The following is a 21262-nucleotide window of genomic DNA, read 5'->3' on the forward strand; positions in this document are numbered from 1 at the left end:
GGTTATGTCCTCATCTGGCCGCGTGCCCAATCTCTGGCAGCTGGCAACAATGGCAGTGCAAGCGGGTTGGTACTTGCGCCGTTCATTTGCTCGGCCAAAAGGAAGGCAGTTGTCGGGCCGAGCGTGAAGCCCTGATGGCCATGACCAAAGTGGAACCAAAGGCCTTTGTGGCGGCTCGGCCCGGCGACGGGCAGCATGTCGGGCATGCAAGGGCGATATCCCGACCACGGGGTGTCCTCGATAGGTTCTCCGAGCGCAAAGAGCTCATGGGCGGCATCGACCGAGCGCCTTATCTGACGCGCAGCCGGTGCGGCGCCCGGTGGCGCCATATGGGCGCCGGTTAGAACACGCCAGCCCCGGTTCATCGGCGCGATGACAGTGGAGTTTTCAATATCCAGCGTCGAAATACGCGGGCCGTCCTTTCCCGCGAAATGCCGGTGATAGCCGCGCTTGAACACCATCGGGATACGATAGCCGAATGTCTTGAGAAGTGCCGGCGACCATGGCCCGAGGGCAACGACGGCATTTTGCGCGACGAGCGCACCATCCTCGGACTGAACACGCCAGCCAGCGCCGGATTGCTGCAGACTCATGGCGTCGGCGCTGATAAGCGTGCCGCCCCTTGCAACGAAGAGCGCGGCATAGCGAGCAACCAGTTCGCCTGGATTGCGGCAGGTCCAGGGCGAAGTCCAATGAACGCCGCCGGCAAGCCTGCGGCGCAACGCCGGCTCATCTGCTGAAAGTTCATCAGCTCCATAAATGTTCGAGGGCACGCCAAAGGACTGTTTCAACCGTTCCGCCCTTGCCGCCGCCGCCTCGAATTTCGCTTGCGTGCGATAGACTGCGCGCCATCCCTGCCGGACGATCAGGTCATCTGCGCCAGCGGGGCCGATAAATCGGGCGTGATCTTCACTGGCGCGCAAGATCAGCTTTGAGTAGGCGGCGACGGTGCTGGCATAAGGGGCAGGCGCGGATTGCGAGAAATAGCGCCATAGGGGCCATGCCAATTGCGGGATATCGCGCATCCGCCAATCGACATCGTTGCCGCGCTTGAAGACGACCGAGAGGATCTCGCGCAATGAACGCGGGAAGGGGTAAGGCTCAACCGCCTCGGTCTGAATAAAGCCGGCATTGCCATAACTGGTTTCGCGACCCGGCGCCTTGCGGTCCAGGAGAACGACCTGGTGTCCGCTCTCCTGCAGGGCAAGTGCGGTTGAGACGCCGACCATGCCGGCGCCGAGAACGAGTGTGTCAGTCATGTTTCATTTCCGTCTAGAGCAGTCAGAAAGTCAGGCGCGAATTATATCCGACCACAAACTGGATGAAGCGGGAGACGTCGATCATATCGTCACCCCGGTAGCGGATGGTGTAACCATCGATGCGTTCGACCCCCTTCAGATAGGAGAGGTATTCAGCGGGAAGGCGATTGCGGAACACGATCTCCAAGATCGGCTCTTCGATCTTGAAAGGGCGTGCCGCGCCTGCTCTCGCCAGCGCCGTCTTGACACCTTCTCGGATACGACGATGCGCGACGTTCGGTGTCAGGGTGATCGCCGACTGCGTGCTGTAAACCGTCTTCACTGGCACGGTCACGATATCTCCGACGCGCTCGGTAATTTCAGCCAGCGCCACATTGTCGCCGGAGGCGAGCAGTATCGGGACATCGAAGTGCCCGGCGATGGCGGCGTTGATGCCGGCCTCCGGCATGATGATGCCGTTGATCCGTACTTCGGCAAAAGCGGTGCCGCCGATCGTATGGGACAATACGCCACCCAGACGGCTGGCACCGGCGTGATAACCGAGAAGCATTGCGCCGACGAAGGAACCCAGTTCCACGCCCTGCATCATCATCAAGGGACGCGGCCAGCTGCGCACGATCTGGACATAGTCCGGCAGGCGGTCGATCAGGATGCTCTCGCCATTTCCGTGGGAATCGCTGACAATAATCTCCTCCACGCCTTCCTCATGCGCGGCTTCGCAGGCGTTGACCACGGTATCGGTCATCCAGCGCCGCGCATTCTCGTATTCGAAACCTTCCGGCATTAGGTGGTCGCGGCTGACCACCCCAACGATTCCTTCTATGTCAGCGGAAATATAAAGACGCATCGATTCCTCCCTCTCATCGCCCCAGCATGGATATTGGTTGGTACGGATAATAGATTTGACTTTCTGACCATAAACATATTTCTATGATGAGAAAATATCTTTCTGCATGGAGGAGGCGGAAATGAAGCTGTTCATCGCGGGACTGGATACCGAAACCAACACTTTTTCCCCGATCCAGACGGGGCTCGAGGCTTTCAGCGAGAATTTGATCGCCTATGGCGATGCGACCGAAAGGCCGCTGAACTGCTGTTCCTCGCAAATGTTCGTCTGGCGTAACGCGGCGCGCGAAAACGGCTGGGCCGTGATCGAAAGCCTATGCGCAGTCGCCGAGCCCGGCGGCAAGACAACGCGCGCGGTCTATGAAAGCTTCCGCAAGACCATCGTCGACGATCTTAAGGCGGCAATGCCCGTCGACGCCGTCATGCTTGCCTTGCACGGTGCCTGTGTCGCCGATGGCTATGATGATGTCGAAGGGGATTTGCTTGAGCATGTGCGTCAGGTGGTCGGCCCAGACATTCCCATTGCCGCTGAGCTTGATCTGCATTGCCATCTCACCGATCGCATGGTCGCCAATGCGAGTATGATCGCCGCCTACAAGGAATATCCGCACACCGACATCGAAATTGTCGCCGAGCAGCTGTTCCGGCTGATGGAACGAACGCTGGCTGGCGAGGTTCGCCCGGTCATGGCGGTCTACGACTGCCGTCTCGTCAGCACATTTCATCCGCATAAGGCACCATTGCGCGGAATTGTCGACCGCATGAAGGCCATCGAAGGCCAGGACGGCGTTCTCTCCGTCTCCTTCGGCCACGGCTTTCCCTGGGGCGACGTCGCCGATGTCGGCGCCAAGATGCTTGTCGTGACGGATAATGATCCGCAAATGGCGGCGCGTATCGCCGAGAAATTCGGCCGGGAAATCTACGATGCGCGCGAGGAGATGCGCCACGACTATCTGACGATCGATGCCGCGCTCGATCAGGCACTTGCCGCAAGAAGCGGCCCCGTCGTGTTGGCCGATGTCTCCGACAACGCCGGCGGCGGAGCGCCCGGCGACTCGACCTTCATCCTGCGCCGCATCATCGAGAGAGGCATCGAGGATGTAGCGTCCTGCCTTTATTGGGATCCCATTGCCGTGCGCATGTGCCGCGAGGCAGGGGAAGGGGCCAAGCTCGATCTGAGAATTGGCGGCAAGGTCGGCAAGGCTTCGGGCGACCCGCTTGATCTCACCGTTCGGGTCAGGCGCATCGCATCGGGCATAACCCAACGCTTTGGTCCGACGCCGCTCAGCATTGGCGATGCAGTCTGGGTCAGCGCGGGAAACGTCGACATTGTCCTGAATACTCTGCGCACGCAAACCTTCCATCCGGAATGCATGACGGCCCTTGGCCTCGATCTGGCGACAAAGAAGATTGTCGTCGTCAAATCGAGCAATCATTTCCGTGCCGGCTTCGAGCCGATTGCGAGCGAGATCCTCTATGTCGGCGCCCCCGGTGCGTTGCAGCCGCGCTTCGATGAGCTGCCATTCACCAAGCTGGCGAAATCTTATTGGCCCAAGGTCGATCACCCACTGATGGATCAAGGCTAGAACACCATCTGGAGAGTGGGTCGATAAGAAGGCAGGGCGAGCCGGCGGGCGCGGGCCAATATCCGAACGAATTCGAGCGGATGTTACCCGCTGCCCTCGATCGCCAAGGGCGCCTTTTCTGCCTTCGCAAAACTCTCTGCCTCATTTTCCGACGGCCTATCCTTGTTGAGCGCTTGGGAGTTCGCGGGCGTCGACGCTGTTTCATCGGCAGGCATGGATTGCTTTTCAGAGGAATGTTGATTACGGGCTCGATCCATAGAAAATAGTTTTCCTATCATGCCAATCGAATTCTGCCCCGTTCAGGACACCAGCGCGGAGCGGCGGGCGAATGGCTGCAGGCGAATTGGAGACGCCACCGATGAATGATACGAAATCCAGCCTCGGTGATATCTTAAAAGATATCCGCACTCGCAATCACTGGACCCTTGCCGAGGTGAGCTCCATGACCGGGCTTGCGGTCTCGACCCTTTCCAAGGTCGAGAACAACCAGATGCAACTGACCTATGACCGGATCGTTCAGCTTGCGCAGGGGATCAAGGTCGACATCGCTGAGCTTTTCGGCACGCTGGCCAATGCCGACGACACGGCAAATGTGATGGGGCGCCGGACCTATACCAAGGCTGGAGACGGCCGGTCGATCATCACGAAGAACTATGACTATCTCTATGTCTGCACCGAGATCTATAAGAAGGCGATGGTGCCGATCGTTGCGGTCGCGCATGCCCGCACCCTTCAGGAATTCGGTCCGCTCATCCGGCACAAGGGTGAGGAGTTCTTCTACGTTCTCGAAGGCGAGCTTGAGCTTCATAGCGAAATCTATGAGCCCCTGCGGCTCAAGAAGGGTGACTCCGCATACTTCGATGCGATGACCGGCCATGCCTATCTGAGCGTTAGCGAGGAGCCGGCGCAAATTCTCTGCGTCTGCTCGACGCCTGAACCCGAGCTCGTTTCCACCCTTGCAAAGGCGCAGGCGCAGAAGGCAACCAGCTAGGTGGAAATAAAAAAGACGCGTACGATAAGAAAAAATATTGCACTTAGGAAAATCGTTTCCTAGACTGATCTAGCGGTGAGTGCCGGGAGGGCGCAAACTGCAGTTCTGGGGAGGACAACGAGATGAACGGTTCCAGGTGGAAATCCGTCGGCTTTGCATTGCTTTTGGCGTCGACGCCTTTATCCGCCGTCATGGCGGCACAAGATGTATTGGTTGTTGCTCGAGCGGAGGATGCGCCAACAGCCGATCCGGGTATCGAGATCAGCAACAGCGGCTACACTCTGATTTATGCCGCCTATGAACGGCTCATCGCCTATAAGGGCGCGTCGACGGAAGTTAAGCCTGAACTGGCGGAAAGCTGGACGGCGGACGACGCTGGGCTCGTCTGGACCTTCAAACTCGCCAGGGATCATAAATTCGACGACGGATCACCCGTCGATGCCGCCGCTGTCAAATTCAGCTTTGACCGGCTCATGAAATTGAAGGCCGGGCCATCGGATGCATTTCCCGTCCTCAAAGAGGTCGAAGTCGTCGATCCGCAGACGGTGAAGTTTCATCTGACCGCGCCCTTTGCGCCGTTCATTTCGACACTTGCTGTTGCGGGAGCCGCTATCATCAATCCGAAGGTGATGGCGCATGAGAAGGACGGTGACTTGGCAAAGGGTTGGCTTGCCGAACATACGGCGGGTAGTGGTCCCTATCGCATCTCGTCATGGGAGCGGAACCAGAGCGTCGTCCTTGATCGCAACGAGCACTATGCCGGGACAAAGCCTGCTCTCAATCAGGTCGTCATTCGAGTCGTCGGCGACATATCGGCCCGTCGCCTTCAGTTGACAAGCGGCGACGCTGACATCATCGAACAGATCCCGCCGGACCAAGCGGATGCTTTGCGCAAAGATAGTTCGGTGGTGGTCGAGAGCAATCCCAGCATGTATGTGAATTACATATACATGAACAATCGGCAACCGCCGCTTGATGACGTCAAGGTTCGCCAGGCGATCTCCTATGCCGTCGACTATCAGGGCATCATTGATGGCATTATGCTGGGGCAAGCCAAGCAGATGCGCGGTGCTGTACCAAGCGGCATGTGGGGGCATGATCCGCAGGGCTTTCAGTACAGCTACGACATAGACAAGGCGAAGACGCTGCTCAAGGAATCCGGCAAGAGCAACATTCACCTGACCTACACCTTCTCACAGGCCGATCCCGCTTGGGAGCCGATTGGTCTTGCGTTGCAGGCTTCCCTTGCCGAACTTGGCATAAAGCTTGACTTGCAGGCGGTCGCCGACACAACGAAGCGCGAGATGGTCGCCAACGGCAAGTTCGATATGGCGCCCGGCGCCTGGACGCCCGACTTTGCCGATCCTTACATGTTCATGAACTACTGGTTCGACGCTGACAAAATGGGCGGTCCAGGCAACCGCTCCTTCTATAATAACAAGCAGGTGACTGCGTTGGTGAAGGAAGCAGGCTCGATCGTCGATGAGGGGAAGCGCAAGTCGCTCTACACCGAAGCACAGAAGCTTGCGGCACAGGATGCGCCCTATCTCTACATCATGGAGAAGAATGACATCTTCGCCCGTCGTGCCGCAGTAAAGGGCTATATCTACAATCCGATGCTGATCCAGGTCTATAATTTCGGAACGATGTCGAAGGCGCAGTAAAGAGCCGGCTCAAACCGATCCTGTCGCCCGAGTGTCCCTGATAGCTGAAACGCTTTCGTTTCCTGCATCAGACTCAGGCGACGGGATTTCCTCACCCATTCAAGGTCAGGATAATTCTGGCGAAAGGGCTGACGTCCATGGCAATCACCCGCATCATCGTTCCCCGTCTGATCCTTCTGTTCTTCGTCGTGCTGGGGGTCGCCGTAATCACCTTTACGATCTCGCACCTCATCCCCGGCGATCCCGCCCGCATGATTGCGGGCGACAGGGCAAGTGCGGAGACGCTCGAGAATGTCCGTCGCAGTCTCGGTCTTGACCGGCCTGTGGTCGAACAGTTCACCATCTATATCGGCAATCTTCTGCATGGCGACCTCGGAACATCCTTGCGCACCAGCCGTCCCGTTGCCGCAGATATACGGGCATTCCTTCCGGCAACTCTTGAGCTGGGAACCGTGGCGCTTCTGATCGCAATCTGCCTCGGCGTGCCACTCGGCGTAGCCTCGGCCGTTTACAAGGATGGCCCGATCGACCAGCTTGCGCGAACGGTCTCCGTCTGCGGCATATCGATGCCGGTCTTCTGGTTCGGCCTTATCCTGATCTATTTCTTTTACGCCAAACTGCAGATATTGCCGGGCAGCGGCCGGTTGGCGATGGGTATTGTCGCGCCGGAACGCGTCACCGGCTTCCTGCTGATCGATTCCCTGTTGCAGGGCCGCTTCGACGCCTTCCGCAGCGCCGCCTACCACATCGTCCTGCCGGGCTTCGTGCTTGCTTTTGCCAATATGGGCGTGATCACGCGCCAGATCCGTGCCTCGATGCTCGATGTCCTGCAGGAGGATTATATCCGCACAGCCCGCGCCAGCGGCTTGCGTCGGAAAAGGGTCATTTTCAACTATGCGCTTAGAAATGCGCTGATCCCTTCGATCACGCTTCTCGGCCTGGCGCTTGGCGACCTTCTCTATGGAGCGGTCCTCACAGAGACGATCTTCGCTTGGCCTGGCATGGGAACCTATGTCGTCAGTTCGATCCAGACGCTCGATTTCCCCGCCATCATGGGTTTCACCATCATCGCATCCATCGGTTATGTGCTGATCAACCTTCTGGTCGATCTGGCCTACATGCTTGCCGATCCGCAGATACGGGAGGTCTGATCATGTCTGCCATAATACCGACAGGAGCGGGCGCTCCGAGAGCCGCGACCGGCAGGACGAAGCCCTGGTCAGAGCAGTTGCGCTACTTCTGGTATTTGAGCCGCCGCAGCCCGCTTACCCTTGTGGGGATCACGATCATTCTTTTGCTGGTGTTCGTCATCATCGCCGCTCCCTGGATCGCACCCTATAATCCGGACAAGGTATCCCTGATCGCCCGGCTTCGGCCGCCGAGCGCTGCACATTGGTTTGGCACCGACGAAGTCGGCCGCGATCTTTTCTCGCGCGTCATCTACGGCTCTCGGGCCTCCTGCGGCGCTGCCTTCATGATCGTTCTCATTTCGATGTCGGTTGGCGTGGTGATCGGCTGCTTTTCGGGCGTGGTCGGCGGTCGCATCGATACCGGCATCATGCGCCTCATGGATGTCATCATGGCGCTGCCGGCGCTGGTGCTTGCCATGGCACTGGCGGCAGCCCTCGGACCCAGCCTGTTCAACTCCATGCTGGCGGTGGCGATCGTGCGTATACCTGCATATGTGCGCCTTGCCCGCGGACAGACGCTTTCGCTCAGGGAGCAGATTTTCGTCAAGGCATCGCGTACCTTTGGTGCGTCGCCCTTCTATATCCTGCGCTGGCATATCCTCCCGAACGTCATGTCGCCGATTATCGTGCAGTCGACGCTTGATCTCGGCAGCGTCGTGCTGATCGCCGCAGCCCTCAGTTTCATCGGTCTCGGTGCACAGCCGCCGACCGCCGAATGGGGGGCGCTGGTCAGCAGTGGACGCAGCTATATGCTCGATCAGTGGTGGTATGCGACATTTCCGGGTCTCGCCATCCTGCTTTCGGCAATTTCATGCAATCTTGTTGGTGACGGCATTCGAGACATGCTCGACCCGCGCTCGAGGAGCAGATGATGATCGGCACAGCGCAACCAGACGGTCAGGCTCTGGCAATTAAAGGGCTCTCTCTGGAATTTCCGACCTTCAGCGGCTCGATCAAGGCACTGGATAATGTCTCGATTGAGGTCGGCAAGGCCGAGATTGTCGGCGTTGTCGGCGAATCCGGCTGCGGCAAGTCGGTCACGACCATGGCGGCAACCGGATTGTTGCCGAAGGGGCGATACAAAATCACCGGCGGGTCGGTCAGCCTGTTCGGTCGCGCCACCCTGACGATGGACGACAAAGAGCTGCAGAACATGCGCGGCAAGGTGGTGTCGACCATCTTTCAGGAGCCGATGAATGCGCTGAACCCGACCATCCGCATCGGCAAGCAATTGACTGACATCATCATGCGCCACGAGGGGACGAACCTAGAGGGGGCCAAGCAGCGCGCGCATGACACTCTCGCCGATATGCTGATCGGGGAACCCGAGCGGATCATGCGGGCCTATCCGTTCGAACTCTCCGGCGGAATGCGGCAGCGCGTTTTGACCGCAATGGCATTCTCCTGCAATCCAGGGCTGATCATTGCCGATGAGCCAACGACCGCGCTCGACGTGACCGTTCAGGCGGTGATCTTGCAGCTGATCCAGAACCGCGCGCGCCGTACCGGAACGTCGGTTATCTTCATCTCGCACAATGTCGCCGTGGTGTCGCAGCTATGCGATCGGATCTACGTCATGTATGCCGGACGCATCGTGGAGCATGGCTTGACGCGGACCGTACTTGATACGCCGCAGCATCCCTATACCCGGGCCCTGCTGCGCTGTCTGCCCGAGCGCTTGGCTCCCAAGCAGGAATTGGAAGCAATCCCCGGCGCCGTCCCCAATCTGATGCATCCGCCCGCCGGCTGCTATTTCCAGCCGCGCTGCGGCGAAGCCGTTGAGCGCTGTCGAACGCACTCTCCGCAACTTGCTGGATCCGATGCGCAACAGGTCGCGTGCTGGCAACGCGGAGATGGGGTTCGAATCTTGGACAAGGGGCACGGCAATGCTTGAGCGCACTGAAGCAATGGCGCAACCGGTTCTGGAAGTGACCGATCTCCATGTCCGTTTTCCCGCTTCCCGTAACTGGCTCGGTCGTGCCACGTCTCACGTCCACGCCGTCAATGGCGTCAGTCTCGCTGTTCGCCCCGGTAAAAGTCTCGGCATTGTCGGCGAATCCGGATGCGGTAAAACCACGCTTGCCCAGGCAATCATCGGGCTTGTCGACTATAACGAGGGCAAGGTCGCCATTGACAGCCAAGATTTCAAGGTAGCTCAGGGGAGGCAAAAGCGGGAGCTGCGGCAGAAGATGCAGATCGTGTTCCAGGATCCACAGTCTTCGCTCGACCGTCGTCTGCCGGTCTGGCGTCTGATCAGCGAACCACTGCATATTCGCGGGGGATTGAGCAAGGCAGACCTTCATGCGAAGGCGGCGGAACTTGCGGTTGCGGTTGGCCTGCGGCCGGAACATCTGGACCGGCTGCCGCACGAATTTTCGGGCGGTCAGCGCCAGCGCATCGCCATCGCTCGCGCCATCAGCACGGATCCGGACCTCATGGTGCTGGACGAGCCGACATCGGCGCTCGACGTGTCGGTGCAGGCGCAGATCATCAACCTGCTCTTGAAGCTGCAGCGGGAGCGGGGGCTGACCTATCTGATGATCTCCCATGACGTCGCACTTGTACGCCACTTCTGCGACGAGGTTGCGGTGATGTATCTCGGCGAGATCGTCGAAAGCGGCCCCTCCGAAGAGGTGCTGCACAACCCACGGCACCCTTATACGCAAACGCTGCTGGCGGCGGTTCCAAGCTTTGCCAGCCCTTTGCCAGAGATCGCCGAGGTGCGTCTGGGCGAGCTTCCCAACAATCGCCGCTTGCCGACCGGCTGCTTTTATAAGCAAAGATGCGCCAAGGCTGCGGCCGGTTGTGACGTGCGCCAGTCTTTGTTGCCCATCGATGCCGGATTGCATCAGGTCCGATGTCATGTAGCAAAGCGGTGAGGGAACTACCGCTTCCCGACAAACCTGCATCAGCCGGATGGAGCAATGTTCCCATCCAGCCATTTCCCGGAGACGACAGTGACCAAAGCCGCGGCGCCTGACGCCTTTCTTCGTCCATATCCGACTGACCTGCCGACACCCTATGTGGAAATTGACCAGGAGCGCTTGATGCGCAACCTGCGCGGAATGCAGGAGCGGGCGAACGCGGCCGGTGTCGCGCTGCGTCCGCATATCAAGACGCACAAGAGCCTGATGATTGCCCATCGTCAGCTCGAACTCGGGGCGATCGGCGTAACAGCCTCGAAGCCGGAGGAAGCACTCGTCTTCGTCGAGGGTGGTGTTCGCTCTGTGACGCTTGCTTATCCGATCGTCAGGCCCGAAGCGATCGGCCGGCTCGTCCGCAGCGCGAAAATCCATGGAACCGAATTGCTATTGATCGCAACCCATGACGCGGGTGTCGATGCGATCGGGGCAACAGCGGAAGCACATGGCGTCAAGCTCGGCGTCTTTCTGAAGGTGGATGTTGGTCTCGGTCGCGTCGGGATCAAACCGCAGGACCCGGCGGCCGTTTTGCTCGCCCGGCGAATCGAGCAGCATCCTTCTCTGGCCTTTGCCGGATTGCTGTCGCATGCAGGCCATTCCTATGGCAGCCGAAATCTCGAGGAACTGTCCGATATGGCCAGAGCGGAGGCGCTTGCGCTTGGCGAACTGGCAGAGCGGCTGCGCCGATCCGGGCTTGACGTGCCAAGATTGTCCGTTGGCGCCACGCCGACATGCCTTGGCGCGCCGATTCCGCAAGGCGTGACGGAAATTCGACCCGGCAACTACGCCTTTCTCGACCGAACGGCACTGCGACTGGGCATCTCGTCGCCCGACGATACCGCGCTTTCGGTTGTCGCAACGGTTGTCGCGCACAATGATCGTCATTTCATCATGGATGCGGGTTCCAAGACCCTGACGTCCGATCTCGGCGCCCATGGTTCAGGCGGCAGCGGCTTTGGAATTGCCGTCAGTGTCGGTGAGTTGCAACCGCAAATATGGGAGGTGGAGCGTCTCTCCGAAGAGCACGGTTTTGTTCGCTTTCTTGGCGATCCGCCGGCTTTGGGCAGCCGTGTCCGGATATTCCCCAACCACGCCTGTGCCGTTGTCGCGCAGTTCGACAGCGTTAGCCTGCGACAATCGGATGGGCGGACGAGGGCGCTGCGGATCGATGCCCGCGGCCGTCAGACATAGTCGCCGCCAGCACTCGCCACCGGAGAGCCGGCCGAGTTTCGTCGTCAACGTTGAAAGGGGACCATTATGGAAAAGGAAGTCGAATGGGCGCGGATGACGGCGCCCGTCTTGCGGGAACTTGCCGGCAGGTCGGATGCGCTTGCTGTTTTACCGATCGGATCGCTGGAGCAGCATGGACCGCACCTGCCTGTCATTACCGATACGGCCAGCGCCTCGGCGGCCGCTATTCGCGCTGCCCATCTGGTGGCGGGTGACATTCCGGTCGCTGTTCTGCCTGGCCTGTGGCTCGGAATGAGCGAGCATCACCTGCCGTTCGGCGGCACCATTACGCTCGATTACGATACGCTCAGCCGAACTATCCGCTGCATCGTCCGTTCCTTGAAGGCGCTCGGCTTCTCACGATTGCTGATCGTGAATGGTCACGGTGGCAACATCGAGCCGTTGGCGGTCGCCGTGCGCGAGCTCGCCGTCGAATTCGYCCTGCCGATTGTTGCGACGACGCCCTGGATGCTGGCGCCGGAGGAGGCGAAGAAGATCTTCGAGGTCGATGACGGCGCTCACCACGCCTGCGAAGGCGAGGCGTCGGTCATGTTGGCGATCGTTCCCGATGCGGTCAGGACGGAAATGTTCGGTCAGGCCTTCGGCAACCAGCGGCATCCCGTCGATGTGCCGACGGATGTGTCGCGGTTCTATTCCTTCGCCGAGCGCGCGCCCGTCACCGGGACATGGGGTGATCCGCGCAGCGCGACGGCAGAGAAAGGCGAGCGCTTCCTTGATCTGCAAGCAAGCGAACTCGTCAAATTAATACGCAACACCGTGCTGTGGACAGCGCCCGATCCGGTCTGGACACCCGGTCGTGGTCTGGGCGCTACGAGCGGCAGAGCGGACTGAGGCCCGTCACGCAAAGTGTGGAGCGTTTTTGTGCGACACGCTTGAAATGCCGTGCGACACTATCAGCGAAGCATATGGATCGACTATGACGCTGTCGGGCTGTGCTCTCGAAGTGACGGGCCAGCGGATGCGAGACGATGAGCGTTGATCCAGCAATCTTGAATGCATGGGCGTCAGGGCGATCGATTGCGCGCGGGCTTGCGCCACCGCGACCGGAATATGGGGGCCTGCGCATCGATACCAACAGCGATGTCGAAGTGCGGCGCTGGATTTTTCCGCAGTTGGGAGCGGGCATCGGCGAACTCGCTCGCTCCATTAGCGAGCCACGCTATTTTCTCAAGCTCTGTGGCGAAGCCGACGAACTGCGTTCGGTATTGCCATCGGTGTGGTCACTCCATCCCCCGGGCTATTTCATGCGCGCGAGCCGAGCCCACATGGAACGGCCGCTTGCGGCCGGGTATAGGATCGAAACCAGACGTGTCGGGCGTGTCGTAGAAGTGGGTGTCTTTTCCGAGGCCGATATGCTCGCCGCAAGTGGTTATGGTGTAGAAACCGAAGATGCTTTCGTCTACGATCGGATCGTAACCAACGAAGAGCATCGTCGCCAAGGGTTGGGTCACGCCGTCATGGCTGCTCTTCAAAGACAGAAGATATCTCCGACTGTTCCCGAACTGCTCGTTGCCACGGAACAGGGACGTGCCCTCTATGCCAGTTTGGGCTGGCAGGTGATCTCGCCATATTCGACTGCGTCAATCGCTGTTCCCGAAGCCTAATCTATTGCGCGTCCCGGCAGGTCGAGGATGGGGCGCGGCTATCAGGCCGCGCCCATGTCTTGTGCTTGTCCGGCGATCTCAGCCGCAGCGACCGTCGAAGGTCGTCGGGCCTAATTCCTTGCCGTTGACGAGAAGGGTAGAGCCAGGCGACTGCGTGATGGAGCCGCTCAGGCCACCCATCCAGGATGGATCCGATTTGCAGTCACGCGGCGTGTTGCGAACGGTGATGTCGCCGGTCAGATCCTCTGAAGGACCCATGAGATAGAGACCCGCCTTGCTTGCGTGATCGATGACGACTTTTTCGAAGGTGATGTTCGCAACAGGGCCGCCAAGGTAGCCCCAATCATCGCCATAGACGAACATGCCGTAGGTGCCGGCATTGGTGATGGACACGTTCTTCAGATTGATGCGTGAGACTGGATTGAAGAAGATGCCGGCGTTTCGCGTACCGTCAACCTGAAGGCCGTTGACGTTGATGTTCGTCGCCTTTGCTTCATGCGGCAGCGTAGTGGAACTGACGAGCATCAGGCCGTTAATGCCGCCCTTCAGCACCATGTCGGTAATCGAGACATTCGAGCTGCCCTGCAGCACGACAAGATCCATGTCCAGCCCCTGCGCCGAGTTATCGACCGTCACCTTGTTCATCTCGACCTTATCGACAGCGACCAGCAGCACGCCTTCGCGGCGCGAGCGCGAGATGGCGACGTTGTCCAAGCGAATGTTGCTGGCGAGGTCCGTGATCGCCGGGGGCCATCCACGGTCGTCGATCGCGCTTCCCGCGAACACGCCATAGGTGACGCTGTCTATCTGCATGTCGCGAACGGTAAGATTCCTCGTGCCGTGGGCGCTGACCGCCGCATAGGGCGCCTTGTTCGGATCCATGATCGAGAATTCGCAAAGCGTGCTGCTTTCGCAGACAAAGAGATCGTGAATCCTGCCGTTGCGAATGGTTGCGCCGTCGACACCCGCCAGCCGTATGCCGTCGTGGGCGGTGCCGGAAATATCGACATTGTCGATGAGGAGGTTCGACGCGCCGGTGCTGCCGATCCCTGCGAGGCCACCTGAGAGAGAAATGGAAGAGACGATGCTGTTCGACGCCATCGTCACTACGTTCTGCGTGGCATTGCTGCTCGTCAGCCTTCCGCTGATGCCTGAATTGAAGAAGGTCGCTCTACCGCCACTTGAGGCGCCATGCAGTGCCAGAGCGCCGCCCCCGCCGAGAAGCACCTGGCCATCCCCGAGCAGCAACGACCCGTCCAGTCCAATATTGCCGTCTGCAAGCGCGAGCGCGTTGGTGCCCGCTGCCGCAAGCCGCGCATTAACGGTCGCCACATCCTTGTCGGCTGCCGAGACGTTGACGACCTTGCCGGCGGTCCGGCCGTTGATGTCGAGAATGGCGTCTTCCAGCTCTCCGGTGGCACCGACATGGGTCTTGATCGTCGAAGCGCGTGTTACTCTCTGGATATCCGGGTCGAACGGGTCAGGCGCCTTGCCGTTGCCGATTCCGCCAAAGGGAATGCGCAGCCTCGCCAGGATGTCTCCGCCAAGCTTGTTCTCATTGTCGTATGTAGCGGCGGCTCCGAATGAGACTGTAGACCCTGTCGGAAGACCCGGCAGATTTGCGAGGGCGAGTTCTGCACGTAGCTTGCCGCCGAACATGTCCCTGATATTCTTGCCGCCATACCAATAGCTTCCACCGAAGAACTTCAGTTCCGCGCTGCCGTCGTCGGATATTTGCGGAACCTTGAACCCGATCTCGGCATCGGCGCCCGGCCGAGCCTGCTCGCGTCCCTCACGGAAGCGAAGGGTTCCGTTATCGATTACACCGAGTCCGGCGCCTTGAACGGCTACGTCGCCGCCGAGCGGTAAATAAAGGTTGGCTCTGGCTTCGATGATCGGGCCGAGAAGTTCGGTGCCGACCGAAAGCTGGTGAAAACTGTTACCGAGGCTGGAGTTCAGGTAGTCGTAATACCCATTGAAGCCGAGGTTGAAGCCGTGCGTCGTCTGGAAGCGATAACCAACGCCGACCGACCCCTTCTGAACGTCCCCCTCTATGATCGATCCATTCGCATCGATAAGGAACAACCGGCCGGCATCCAGCCGGAACAGCTGCATTATACTGAACCCTGCCTGCGAGTTTTCGCTGTTCCAGCGGCTCTCGAACTCAACGAATGCCGGCATTTCGGATGCTTGGGCATGCGCAATACTCAACACCGCCGCGGCCGTCACCGGCGCGGTCAGGACCACCAAATTTTTCATCATATCCCCGTTTCACTGTGCCCGCGAAGCGGACGGCATGGCGTAGTATACATGATAAAAATAGTCAACTTATAAGCAAAGAGGTCTCGATCCACATGTCTGACCAGGTTCGGGGATCGCCGCAGCTGTCGCCTTTAGCCTTCTGGCGGCAACATGGAAATCCGGTCCAAACCGCATTCCCCTGCTTACCTCGTGTGATGACCGTTCACGAGAGGCGCTCAAGGAAGACACGCTGGTAGCTTATGAAAGGCGGGCTGGCATCAAATCGCGAATTCGCCTCGATGCCCTCTGCATCTTTGGCAACCTCGTCGCGATACCGCAGATAGGCGCTATCATCGGGAAAGGAAAACAAGGCCACGGCGATATCGGCGGTTTCATCCACTCCTGCGCGCGGAAAGCTGACAGCTGCACCGGCCGGAGCCTCGCGGGAGATGAAGTATCCGTAGTGCGTTCCGCCATATCGTTCGATCAGCGTCATCCATGTCCTAGCATAGGCCTTGAACTCTTCGATCGCCATCTTGTCGATGCGATACCGAACCTCGCAGATTACGGAAGCAACTGACATGGGAATTCCTCAGAAAAATAGGTTGATCGCATGGCTGCCCAGACAAGTCCATCGGGCGTGGGTCTGAAGCCCCCTTTGGAGTGAGCAGATGAAGCCCTTTTTTATAGAGCCTGAAATCGACACGACCCTTGGGAACGATCCGAGGAGGGCGAGCGCTGCCGCGCCACATCTTTTGCCGATTCGGGCCGGTCAATGTGGCCATGCAAAGACAGCCATGAAGGCGAGGGTACGGTTCATGATTCGAAAAAGAGCTAGGTCATTCTCTTGAGGAGCGCGATCAGGGCGCTCGTGTTGTCGTTGGCGTCCATGGAAAGCAGGTGATCATCCGCCAAATCGGCAATTGCCGAAAGCACTTCACGCTTCGACCATCCGGCGGCTATCGCCGCGCCTACCAGATCGCGAAAGGCTGCGTGAAGCGCGTCCTGACAGCGGATGTACCGGTCGGGATCGTCATCGGTCACGAATGGTCGCGCAATATCGGCCATGACTGAAGGGTGAACTGATTTGGCGGTTTTGGCAATGCGGTCCGGGTTGCAATTCTCAAGGGCAAGGACTGGCAGCCCGCGAAGTTCATGTGTTCCCCGGCATCCCGAAAGGGGCGAGAATTCAATCCAGCCATTAAGGACATATGTTGCACTAAATCAACAGTCGCATTTTCCTTGATATGGAACCGGCTAGAGCAATATTTACAAACAATCAGAATGTATATAGCCAAATATCAGGATCCGAAATTGGCTTGCGATCTGGTGGGGTGAAATTCCAGCGCAGGCCAACGAGGTTCCATAGGGGTGGGGATGATGCCGGCAGACATTGTGGATGCCGCGACTGGTTTGCCTTCCGTTTGCAGGATGGTTGGTGCCGGGCGACGTAATCTACTCGCTCCTTGGAATGTGAATAGGTAAAGACAAACCAGGAGTTTCCAATGAACATCAAGAGCCTTCTTCTCGGCTCCGCTGCTGCGCTGGCAGCAGTATCCGGTGCCCATGCGGCCGACGCCATCGTTGCCGCTGAGCCGGAGCCGCTGGAATACGTTCGCATCTGCGACGCATACGGTGCAGGCTACTTCTTCATTCCGGGCACCGAAACCTGCCTCAAGATTGGCGGCTTGGTTCGTACCGAAGGCAAGTGGTACGATGCTTACAACCCGAACACCCACAACGGCACGCTGTGGCACACCCGCGCTCAGTTGGCGCTCGACACCGCGACCGACACCGAATACGGCCCGCTGAAGACCAATACTGTCATCCGTTGGGACTGGCAGGAAGGCAACTCCACCAGCACCAAGCTGCTGTTTGCGAACATCAGCCTCGGCGGCTTCCTCGTTGGTAAGGCCGATTCGCAGTACAACTCCTACATCGGCTACGCCGGCGACGTCATCAACGACGACGTGGTCTATGACGGTCCGTACGAACTGAACCAGTTGACCTACAACTACGATGCCGGCAACGGTTTCACGGCAGTCATCTCGCTCGAAGACAGCAACTCCACTTCGGACGGCAAGAACTCCTATGGCTCCAGCTGGTGGACAGACGACAAATCCAACCACTACGCTCCTGACGTTGTCGCCGGTGCTGGCTTCAAGTCCGGCGCATGGGGCTTCAAGGTTGTCGGCGGTTACGACTCGATCGTCGAAGAAGGCGCTATCAAGGCTCGTGTTGATGCTGACTTCGGCGTATTCTCGGCCTTCTTRATGGGTGGCTGGAACACCGACGGCAAGAAGCTCAACAAGTATGCCGGCACCAACSTCGACCGTTCGGCTTGCCCCGTTACGGATGCATCGAAGTGCGGCTGGGGTGACTGGGCTGTTTGGGGYGGYGCAAGCGTTCCGATCAACGAAAAGCTGAAGTGGAACCTGCAGCTCGCCTACACCGACTCGAAGATCTTTGCCGCGACCACGAACCTGAAGTGGAACCCGGTCAAGAACCTGCTCATCGAGCCGGAAGTCTCCTAYACCAACTTCGATTCTGTGAACCAGGATCAGTGGGCTGGTATCCTCCGCTTCCAGCGTAGCTTCTAATCCTGCTACCCGGCCTGCCTGGGGCCGGGTACGAGAAGCCCTATGTACCGATCCATCGGGCTTCTCATCGTGATCGGTTGACCTCCGATCAAAGACGGAAGGATCCGGTTTCCCTCCGGATCCTTCTGAATCGGCGATGGTTCGCCACCGATTCAGAGATACTCTCCAATCTCGATGTGATCTGCGTGACGGATAGGGACACTTGTAATTCGACGCGGCTAACCGCCGCGTGCTTGCAGTCGGCTCCATTCCGCAAGGGGTGTATACCGGCAGTCCGTCATTGACTGAATGTTCAACGGGCCGGGATAACCGGCCCGTTGCCACTCAACCCTGCTCGACCGTAGCAGGAGCGGCGATCGGCTGAGCCGGCCGTTCAATTCTGTCGGCGACAAGCATCGACAGCATCATCTCGACTAGCCCGTTGCTGGCGCCCTTTTCGCCGCCGGCACCACCAACCTGGATTTGCGGGACGAGCGGCAATCTGCCGTTCTCGATCGCCTCGGCGAAGCGCATCAGAACCTGCGAGTTGAGCTGATAGTCCGGCCCACCGAAGGCTGCGACCTTTCTCTCCGTGGCTTCGGCCTCAGCCAGACCGACGGCGCGCACCTTCTCGGCGTCGGCAAAACCGGTTGCCTTAATGCGCTCGGCATCAGCAAGCGCGATTGCCTTGATTCGGTCAGCCTCACCAAGACCTGCGAGCCGCACTTTTTCTGCCTCTGCCTTCGCTGTGACCTGAATGGTCTCCGCCTGCTGGCGGGTGCGGGCAAGTTGCGCCTTGCCTTCGTTCTCACTGATCTCGATGGTGAGTGCGGAGGTCGTGATCTTGGCCTGCTGCTCGGCAAGTGCTTCTTTCTCGCGCAATGTGCGCTCCTGAATGGCAGCTGCCTCCTGCAATTTGTAGGTCTCGACCTTTTCGACGGCGATCTGGCGTTCACGCAACTGGATCAGGATCTGCTCGATACTGTTCTGACCGGTACTGGCCCGTGGCGTGCCGATAAGCACTTCCTGAAGTTCGAGGCTGTAGGAGGCGAACTTCTCGCGCATTTCCTCACCGGACTTGCGCTGGATTTCGCTGCGTTCCTGCAAGAGTTCGATCAGCGTCTTGGTCTGGGCGATGTTCTTGAAATAGGCAGAAACCATCGGATCGAGTGTCTGCTCGACCAGTCGCTTGATATCCCCGAAACGCTGCACCACCAGCGGTGCCTTCATGTAGTCGATATGCACGACGACCGAGAGCGGCAATATCGGTTCGAACGCATCCTTGGTGATCAGCGAGACTTCGGAGAGATTTTCATCCAGCCTGTGCTCGCCGAACTGTTCCTTTGTCCATTTGAGCACGAAGTTGGTCGTCGGTACGATGACGATGTTCCCAGCATAGGTATTGAACGCATATTTGCCTGGCAGCAGCGGCGTCGACCAGACACCGCGCGCGCCGGCTTCAACCAACTCGCCGTGGCGATAAGATTGACCGGAAATGTCCGCGCCGCGTCGGCCGGTATAGGAGACGACGACACCGACCGTGCCGACGTCGATGATCGTTTTGTCCACCAGTTCGACCGTCGCAAAGATGCGGTTGAGGAAGTAACTACCATCGGCAAGCACCTGCAACTGACGGCCGCGATGGCCACCGGCGTTGAGGAACTTCTCCGGATCCTGGAAGTTGTTGTGAAAGTTTTCGCCCCTCGGATCGTTGGCGACGGTCGGTGCGATGATCTCGCCATCCGGCAGCGACGGACCGTCATGGACGGTGACAATGCCGATCATGTCCTCTGCGTCGTGGATGACGACCGGCTCGAAGCCATTTCGTTCTGATATCAGCGTGGACATGTCGGCAAACAGGCTTTGCTCCGAAGAACTCAGGTTGACGGCATGGGTCGATTGCGCGGTCAGTACGATGAACTGCGCGAGATTGATGGCATAGGTGCCTTCACGAAGAATCTTGCGTTGCGGCCCCTTCTGTCCGCCCTTGAGAAGAAAGGCGCGCACATCCTGAAAATCATCGGCTTCGATGTTCGAGGCGAGCGTCTGGGTTGGCGGCAGCGGCTTGCCGTCGCGGGCGAAAACATAACCGATCTGCCCCTGGGGGATGGTCACGAGATTGGCGCGATGCATTGAATACTGAAACGGCATGAAAAAATGCAGGCCGCCGCGGACGACATCGGGCTGGAAGCCGGCCTCGCCATTGAGCGCTATGAAGCCATTCGTGACGGAGCCGCGAAAGCTCCAGAGCTTTTCGAGAATGCCGAGCCTGTCATTGGGGATATAGCGGATGAACCCGCTCCATCGAAGCAGGATCGCAAGCACGATGATCGTCACGGCGACTTCGATTGCCAGCCATTCGATCGGACTGAGATTGGGTAGGGCTTCCATCTTTTCGCTCCTATGGGCGCACGGGTTCGTCCACCCGACAGCCGCCCGGTTGGTATTCGTTGCTAAAGCGGGGAGTATTCGCGCCTATTCCGTCGGCGCGCCAAAGGCGTGCCGAAGACTTGGGTTGCTCATTGTCTGGAAAAATGACCGCGCGCCCTCAGTCCCCACTGAGGGAAGGCGTGGTCGTGATGCACTCTCACATCGGTGTTGCCTTGATAGACATAACGGTAGACCACGTAGTGATTGCGCCTATAGGTTTAAAGATGTTCCCGGGGCGAAATCGCATAAGTACTTCCAATGTCCAGGCAATTTCGAGTATCGAATTCTATCAGGCTGCCTGTTGACGCAACTGACGACCTGTGGGGCGCATCTGGAATGCTCGCTCGACATCAGTCCCGCGTCGGATTTTCCCCACGTCAGTAGCCTATGGTGAAAGCCCGCCGTGACAGCCCGTGTGGAAACGTTGGAGGCTCCGGTTTGACCGGAGCCTCTTTTGGTTTCTGGGTCTATGCGGGCTTTGATGTCATGTTTATGGTGGGCATGATGTTGTAGGCGAGCACGGAGAGGGCCATTTCGGTTCTGGTGCCCTTGAGGTTTCTGGTCAAGAAGCGTCCGCCTGCCATCATGCGTTTGATGGTGCCGAACGGATGTTCTGCCGTGCATCGACGCAATCGCATCATGTCGGGCGTTGCCCGTTGATGCATGCGGGCGAGTGCATCTTCATCGAGATGCCTTTGTC

At 58.8% G+C, this 21262-nt stretch carries 18 protein-coding genes; 12 read left to right on the forward strand and 6 right to left on the reverse strand.

Features of this window, described 5'->3' with window-relative positions:
- Nucleotides 1-2: 2 nt before the first annotated feature.
- Nucleotides 3-1259: an NAD(P)/FAD-dependent oxidoreductase gene (locus QD461_RS24925; protein WP_414090128.1), complete on the reverse strand. Its 1257-nt coding sequence runs from the start codon at nucleotides 1257-1259 to the stop codon at nucleotides 3-5.
- 22 nt (nucleotides 1260-1281) lie between these two features.
- Entirely contained in the window at nucleotides 1282-2106 is an 825-nt protein-coding gene (locus QD461_RS24930; RefSeq protein WP_414090129.1) for a M55 family metallopeptidase, read from the reverse strand.
- Between the two features lie 121 nt (nucleotides 2107-2227).
- On the opposite strand from QD461_RS24930, the gene QD461_RS24935 reads away from it, so the two are divergent.
- From QD461_RS24935 to QD461_RS24980, 10 genes are all read left to right on the forward strand, one after another.
- Nucleotides 2228-3691, forward strand: coding sequence for a M81 family metallopeptidase (locus tag QD461_RS24935; RefSeq protein ID WP_414090130.1), 1464 nt, complete (start codon nucleotides 2228-2230; stop codon nucleotides 3689-3691).
- 358 nt (nucleotides 3692-4049) lie between these two features.
- On the forward strand, nucleotides 4050-4682 hold the full coding sequence (locus QD461_RS24940; RefSeq protein ID WP_184705917.1) for a helix-turn-helix domain-containing protein: 633 nt from the start codon (nucleotides 4050-4052) through the stop codon (nucleotides 4680-4682).
- A 122-nt stretch (nucleotides 4683-4804) separates the two neighbouring features.
- Entirely contained in the window at nucleotides 4805-6346 is a 1542-nt protein-coding gene (locus QD461_RS24945) for an ABC transporter substrate-binding protein (protein WP_414090131.1), read from the forward strand.
- A 137-nt stretch (nucleotides 6347-6483) separates the two neighbouring features.
- Nucleotides 6484-7497 (forward strand): ABC transporter permease, encoded by a 1014-nt coding sequence (locus QD461_RS24950; protein ID WP_414090132.1) that lies wholly within the window; start codon nucleotides 6484-6486, stop codon nucleotides 7495-7497.
- A gap of 2 nt (nucleotides 7498-7499) precedes the next feature.
- The gene (gene ddpC / locus QD461_RS24955; protein WP_414090133.1) at nucleotides 7500-8408 is read left to right on the forward strand and encodes a D,D-dipeptide ABC transporter permease; all 909 of its coding nucleotides are present in this window, start codon (nucleotides 7500-7502) and stop codon (nucleotides 8406-8408) included.
- Nucleotides 8405-9430, forward strand: a complete 1026-nt coding sequence (locus QD461_RS24960; RefSeq protein WP_414090134.1) for an ABC transporter ATP-binding protein — start codon at nucleotides 8405-8407, stop codon at nucleotides 9428-9430. Before ddpC ends, QD461_RS24960 begins: the two co-directional genes overlap by 4 nt.
- Entirely contained in the window at nucleotides 9423-10415 is a 993-nt protein-coding gene (locus QD461_RS24965) for an ABC transporter ATP-binding protein (RefSeq protein WP_414090135.1), read from the forward strand. The genes QD461_RS24960 and QD461_RS24965 overlap by 8 nt, the downstream gene beginning before the upstream one ends.
- A gap of 78 nt (nucleotides 10416-10493) precedes the next feature.
- On the forward strand, nucleotides 10494-11648 hold the full coding sequence (locus QD461_RS24970) for an alanine racemase (protein ID WP_414090136.1): 1155 nt from the start codon (nucleotides 10494-10496) through the stop codon (nucleotides 11646-11648).
- Between the two features lie 66 nt (nucleotides 11649-11714).
- Nucleotides 11715-12539: a creatininase family protein gene (locus tag QD461_RS24975; protein ID WP_414090137.1), complete on the forward strand. Its 825-nt coding sequence runs from the start codon at nucleotides 11715-11717 to the stop codon at nucleotides 12537-12539.
- A 137-nt stretch (nucleotides 12540-12676) separates the two neighbouring features.
- Nucleotides 12677-13312 (forward strand): GNAT family N-acetyltransferase, encoded by a 636-nt coding sequence (locus tag QD461_RS24980; protein ID WP_414090138.1) that lies wholly within the window; start codon nucleotides 12677-12679, stop codon nucleotides 13310-13312.
- A 78-nt stretch (nucleotides 13313-13390) separates the two neighbouring features.
- Here QD461_RS24980 and QD461_RS24985 read toward each other — a convergent pair whose 3' ends face one another.
- Both QD461_RS24985 and QD461_RS24990 read right to left on the reverse strand, forming a co-directional pair.
- Nucleotides 13391-15574: a right-handed parallel beta-helix repeat-containing protein gene (locus QD461_RS24985; RefSeq protein ID WP_414090139.1), complete on the reverse strand. Its 2184-nt coding sequence runs from the start codon at nucleotides 15572-15574 to the stop codon at nucleotides 13391-13393.
- A 202-nt stretch (nucleotides 15575-15776) separates the two neighbouring features.
- Entirely contained in the window at nucleotides 15777-16136 is a 360-nt protein-coding gene (locus tag QD461_RS24990) for a hypothetical protein (RefSeq protein WP_414090140.1), read from the reverse strand.
- Nucleotides 16137-16453: 317 nt separating this feature from the next.
- Between QD461_RS24990 and QD461_RS24995 the strand changes: the two genes are divergently transcribed.
- Nucleotides 16454-16627, forward strand: a complete 174-nt coding sequence (locus QD461_RS24995) for a hypothetical protein (RefSeq protein WP_414090141.1) — start codon at nucleotides 16454-16456, stop codon at nucleotides 16625-16627.
- Nucleotides 16628-17058: 431 nt separating this feature from the next.
- On the forward strand, nucleotides 17059-18153 hold the full coding sequence (locus QD461_RS25000; protein ID WP_414090142.1) for a porin: 1095 nt from the start codon (nucleotides 17059-17061) through the stop codon (nucleotides 18151-18153).
- A 324-nt stretch (nucleotides 18154-18477) separates the two neighbouring features.
- Here QD461_RS25000 and QD461_RS25005 read toward each other — a convergent pair whose 3' ends face one another.
- A complete protein-coding gene (locus QD461_RS25005) occupies nucleotides 18478-20523 on the reverse strand; it encodes an SPFH domain-containing protein (protein ID WP_414090143.1) in 2046 nt (681 codons plus the stop codon).
- A gap of 506 nt (nucleotides 20524-21029) precedes the next feature.
- Nucleotides 21030-21262: transposase (locus tag QD461_RS25010; protein WP_414090144.1), on the reverse strand; the 233-nt coding region annotated here is incomplete at its 5' end.

This window comes from Rhizobium sp. BR 314, from assembly GCF_047445805.1.
Classification (GTDB): domain Bacteria; phylum Pseudomonadota; class Alphaproteobacteria; order Rhizobiales; family Rhizobiaceae; genus Rhizobium; species Rhizobium lusitanum_B.

Excerpts from the sequence above, each read along its gene's own strand:
- QD461_RS24980 (WP_414090138.1), top strand. The coding sequence starts at position 12,677 with ATGAGCGTTGATCCAGCAATCTTGAATGCATGGGCGTCAGGGCGATCG.
- QD461_RS24930 (WP_414090129.1), bottom strand. The coding sequence starts at position 2,106 with ATGCGTCTTTATATTTCCGCTGACATAGAAGGAATCGTTGGGGTGGTC.
- QD461_RS24950 (WP_414090132.1), top strand. The coding sequence starts at position 6,484 with ATGGCAATCACCCGCATCATCGTTCCCCGTCTGATCCTTCTGTTCTTC.
- QD461_RS24965 (WP_414090135.1), top strand. The coding sequence starts at position 9,423 with ATGCTTGAGCGCACTGAAGCAATGGCGCAACCGGTTCTGGAAGTGACC.
- ddpC (WP_414090133.1), top strand. The coding sequence starts at position 7,500 with ATGTCTGCCATAATACCGACAGGAGCGGGCGCTCCGAGAGCCGCGACC.
- QD461_RS24960 (WP_414090134.1), top strand. The coding sequence starts at position 8,405 with ATGATGATCGGCACAGCGCAACCAGACGGTCAGGCTCTGGCAATTAAA.
- QD461_RS24985 (WP_414090139.1), bottom strand. The coding sequence starts at position 15,574 with ATGATGAAAAATTTGGTGGTCCTGACCGCGCCGGTGACGGCCGCGGCG.
- QD461_RS25005 (WP_414090143.1), bottom strand. The coding sequence starts at position 20,523 with ATGGAAGCCCTACCCAATCTCAGTCCGATCGAATGGCTGGCAATCGAA.
- QD461_RS24945 (WP_414090131.1), top strand. The coding sequence starts at position 4,805 with ATGAACGGTTCCAGGTGGAAATCCGTCGGCTTTGCATTGCTTTTGGCG.
- QD461_RS24990 (WP_414090140.1), bottom strand. The coding sequence starts at position 16,136 with ATGTCAGTTGCTTCCGTAATCTGCGAGGTTCGGTATCGCATCGACAAG.
- QD461_RS24925 (WP_414090128.1), bottom strand. The coding sequence starts at position 1,259 with ATGACTGACACACTCGTTCTCGGCGCCGGCATGGTCGGCGTCTCAACC.
- QD461_RS24935 (WP_414090130.1), top strand. The coding sequence starts at position 2,228 with ATGAAGCTGTTCATCGCGGGACTGGATACCGAAACCAACACTTTTTCC.
- QD461_RS24940 (WP_184705917.1), top strand. The coding sequence starts at position 4,050 with ATGAATGATACGAAATCCAGCCTCGGTGATATCTTAAAAGATATCCGC.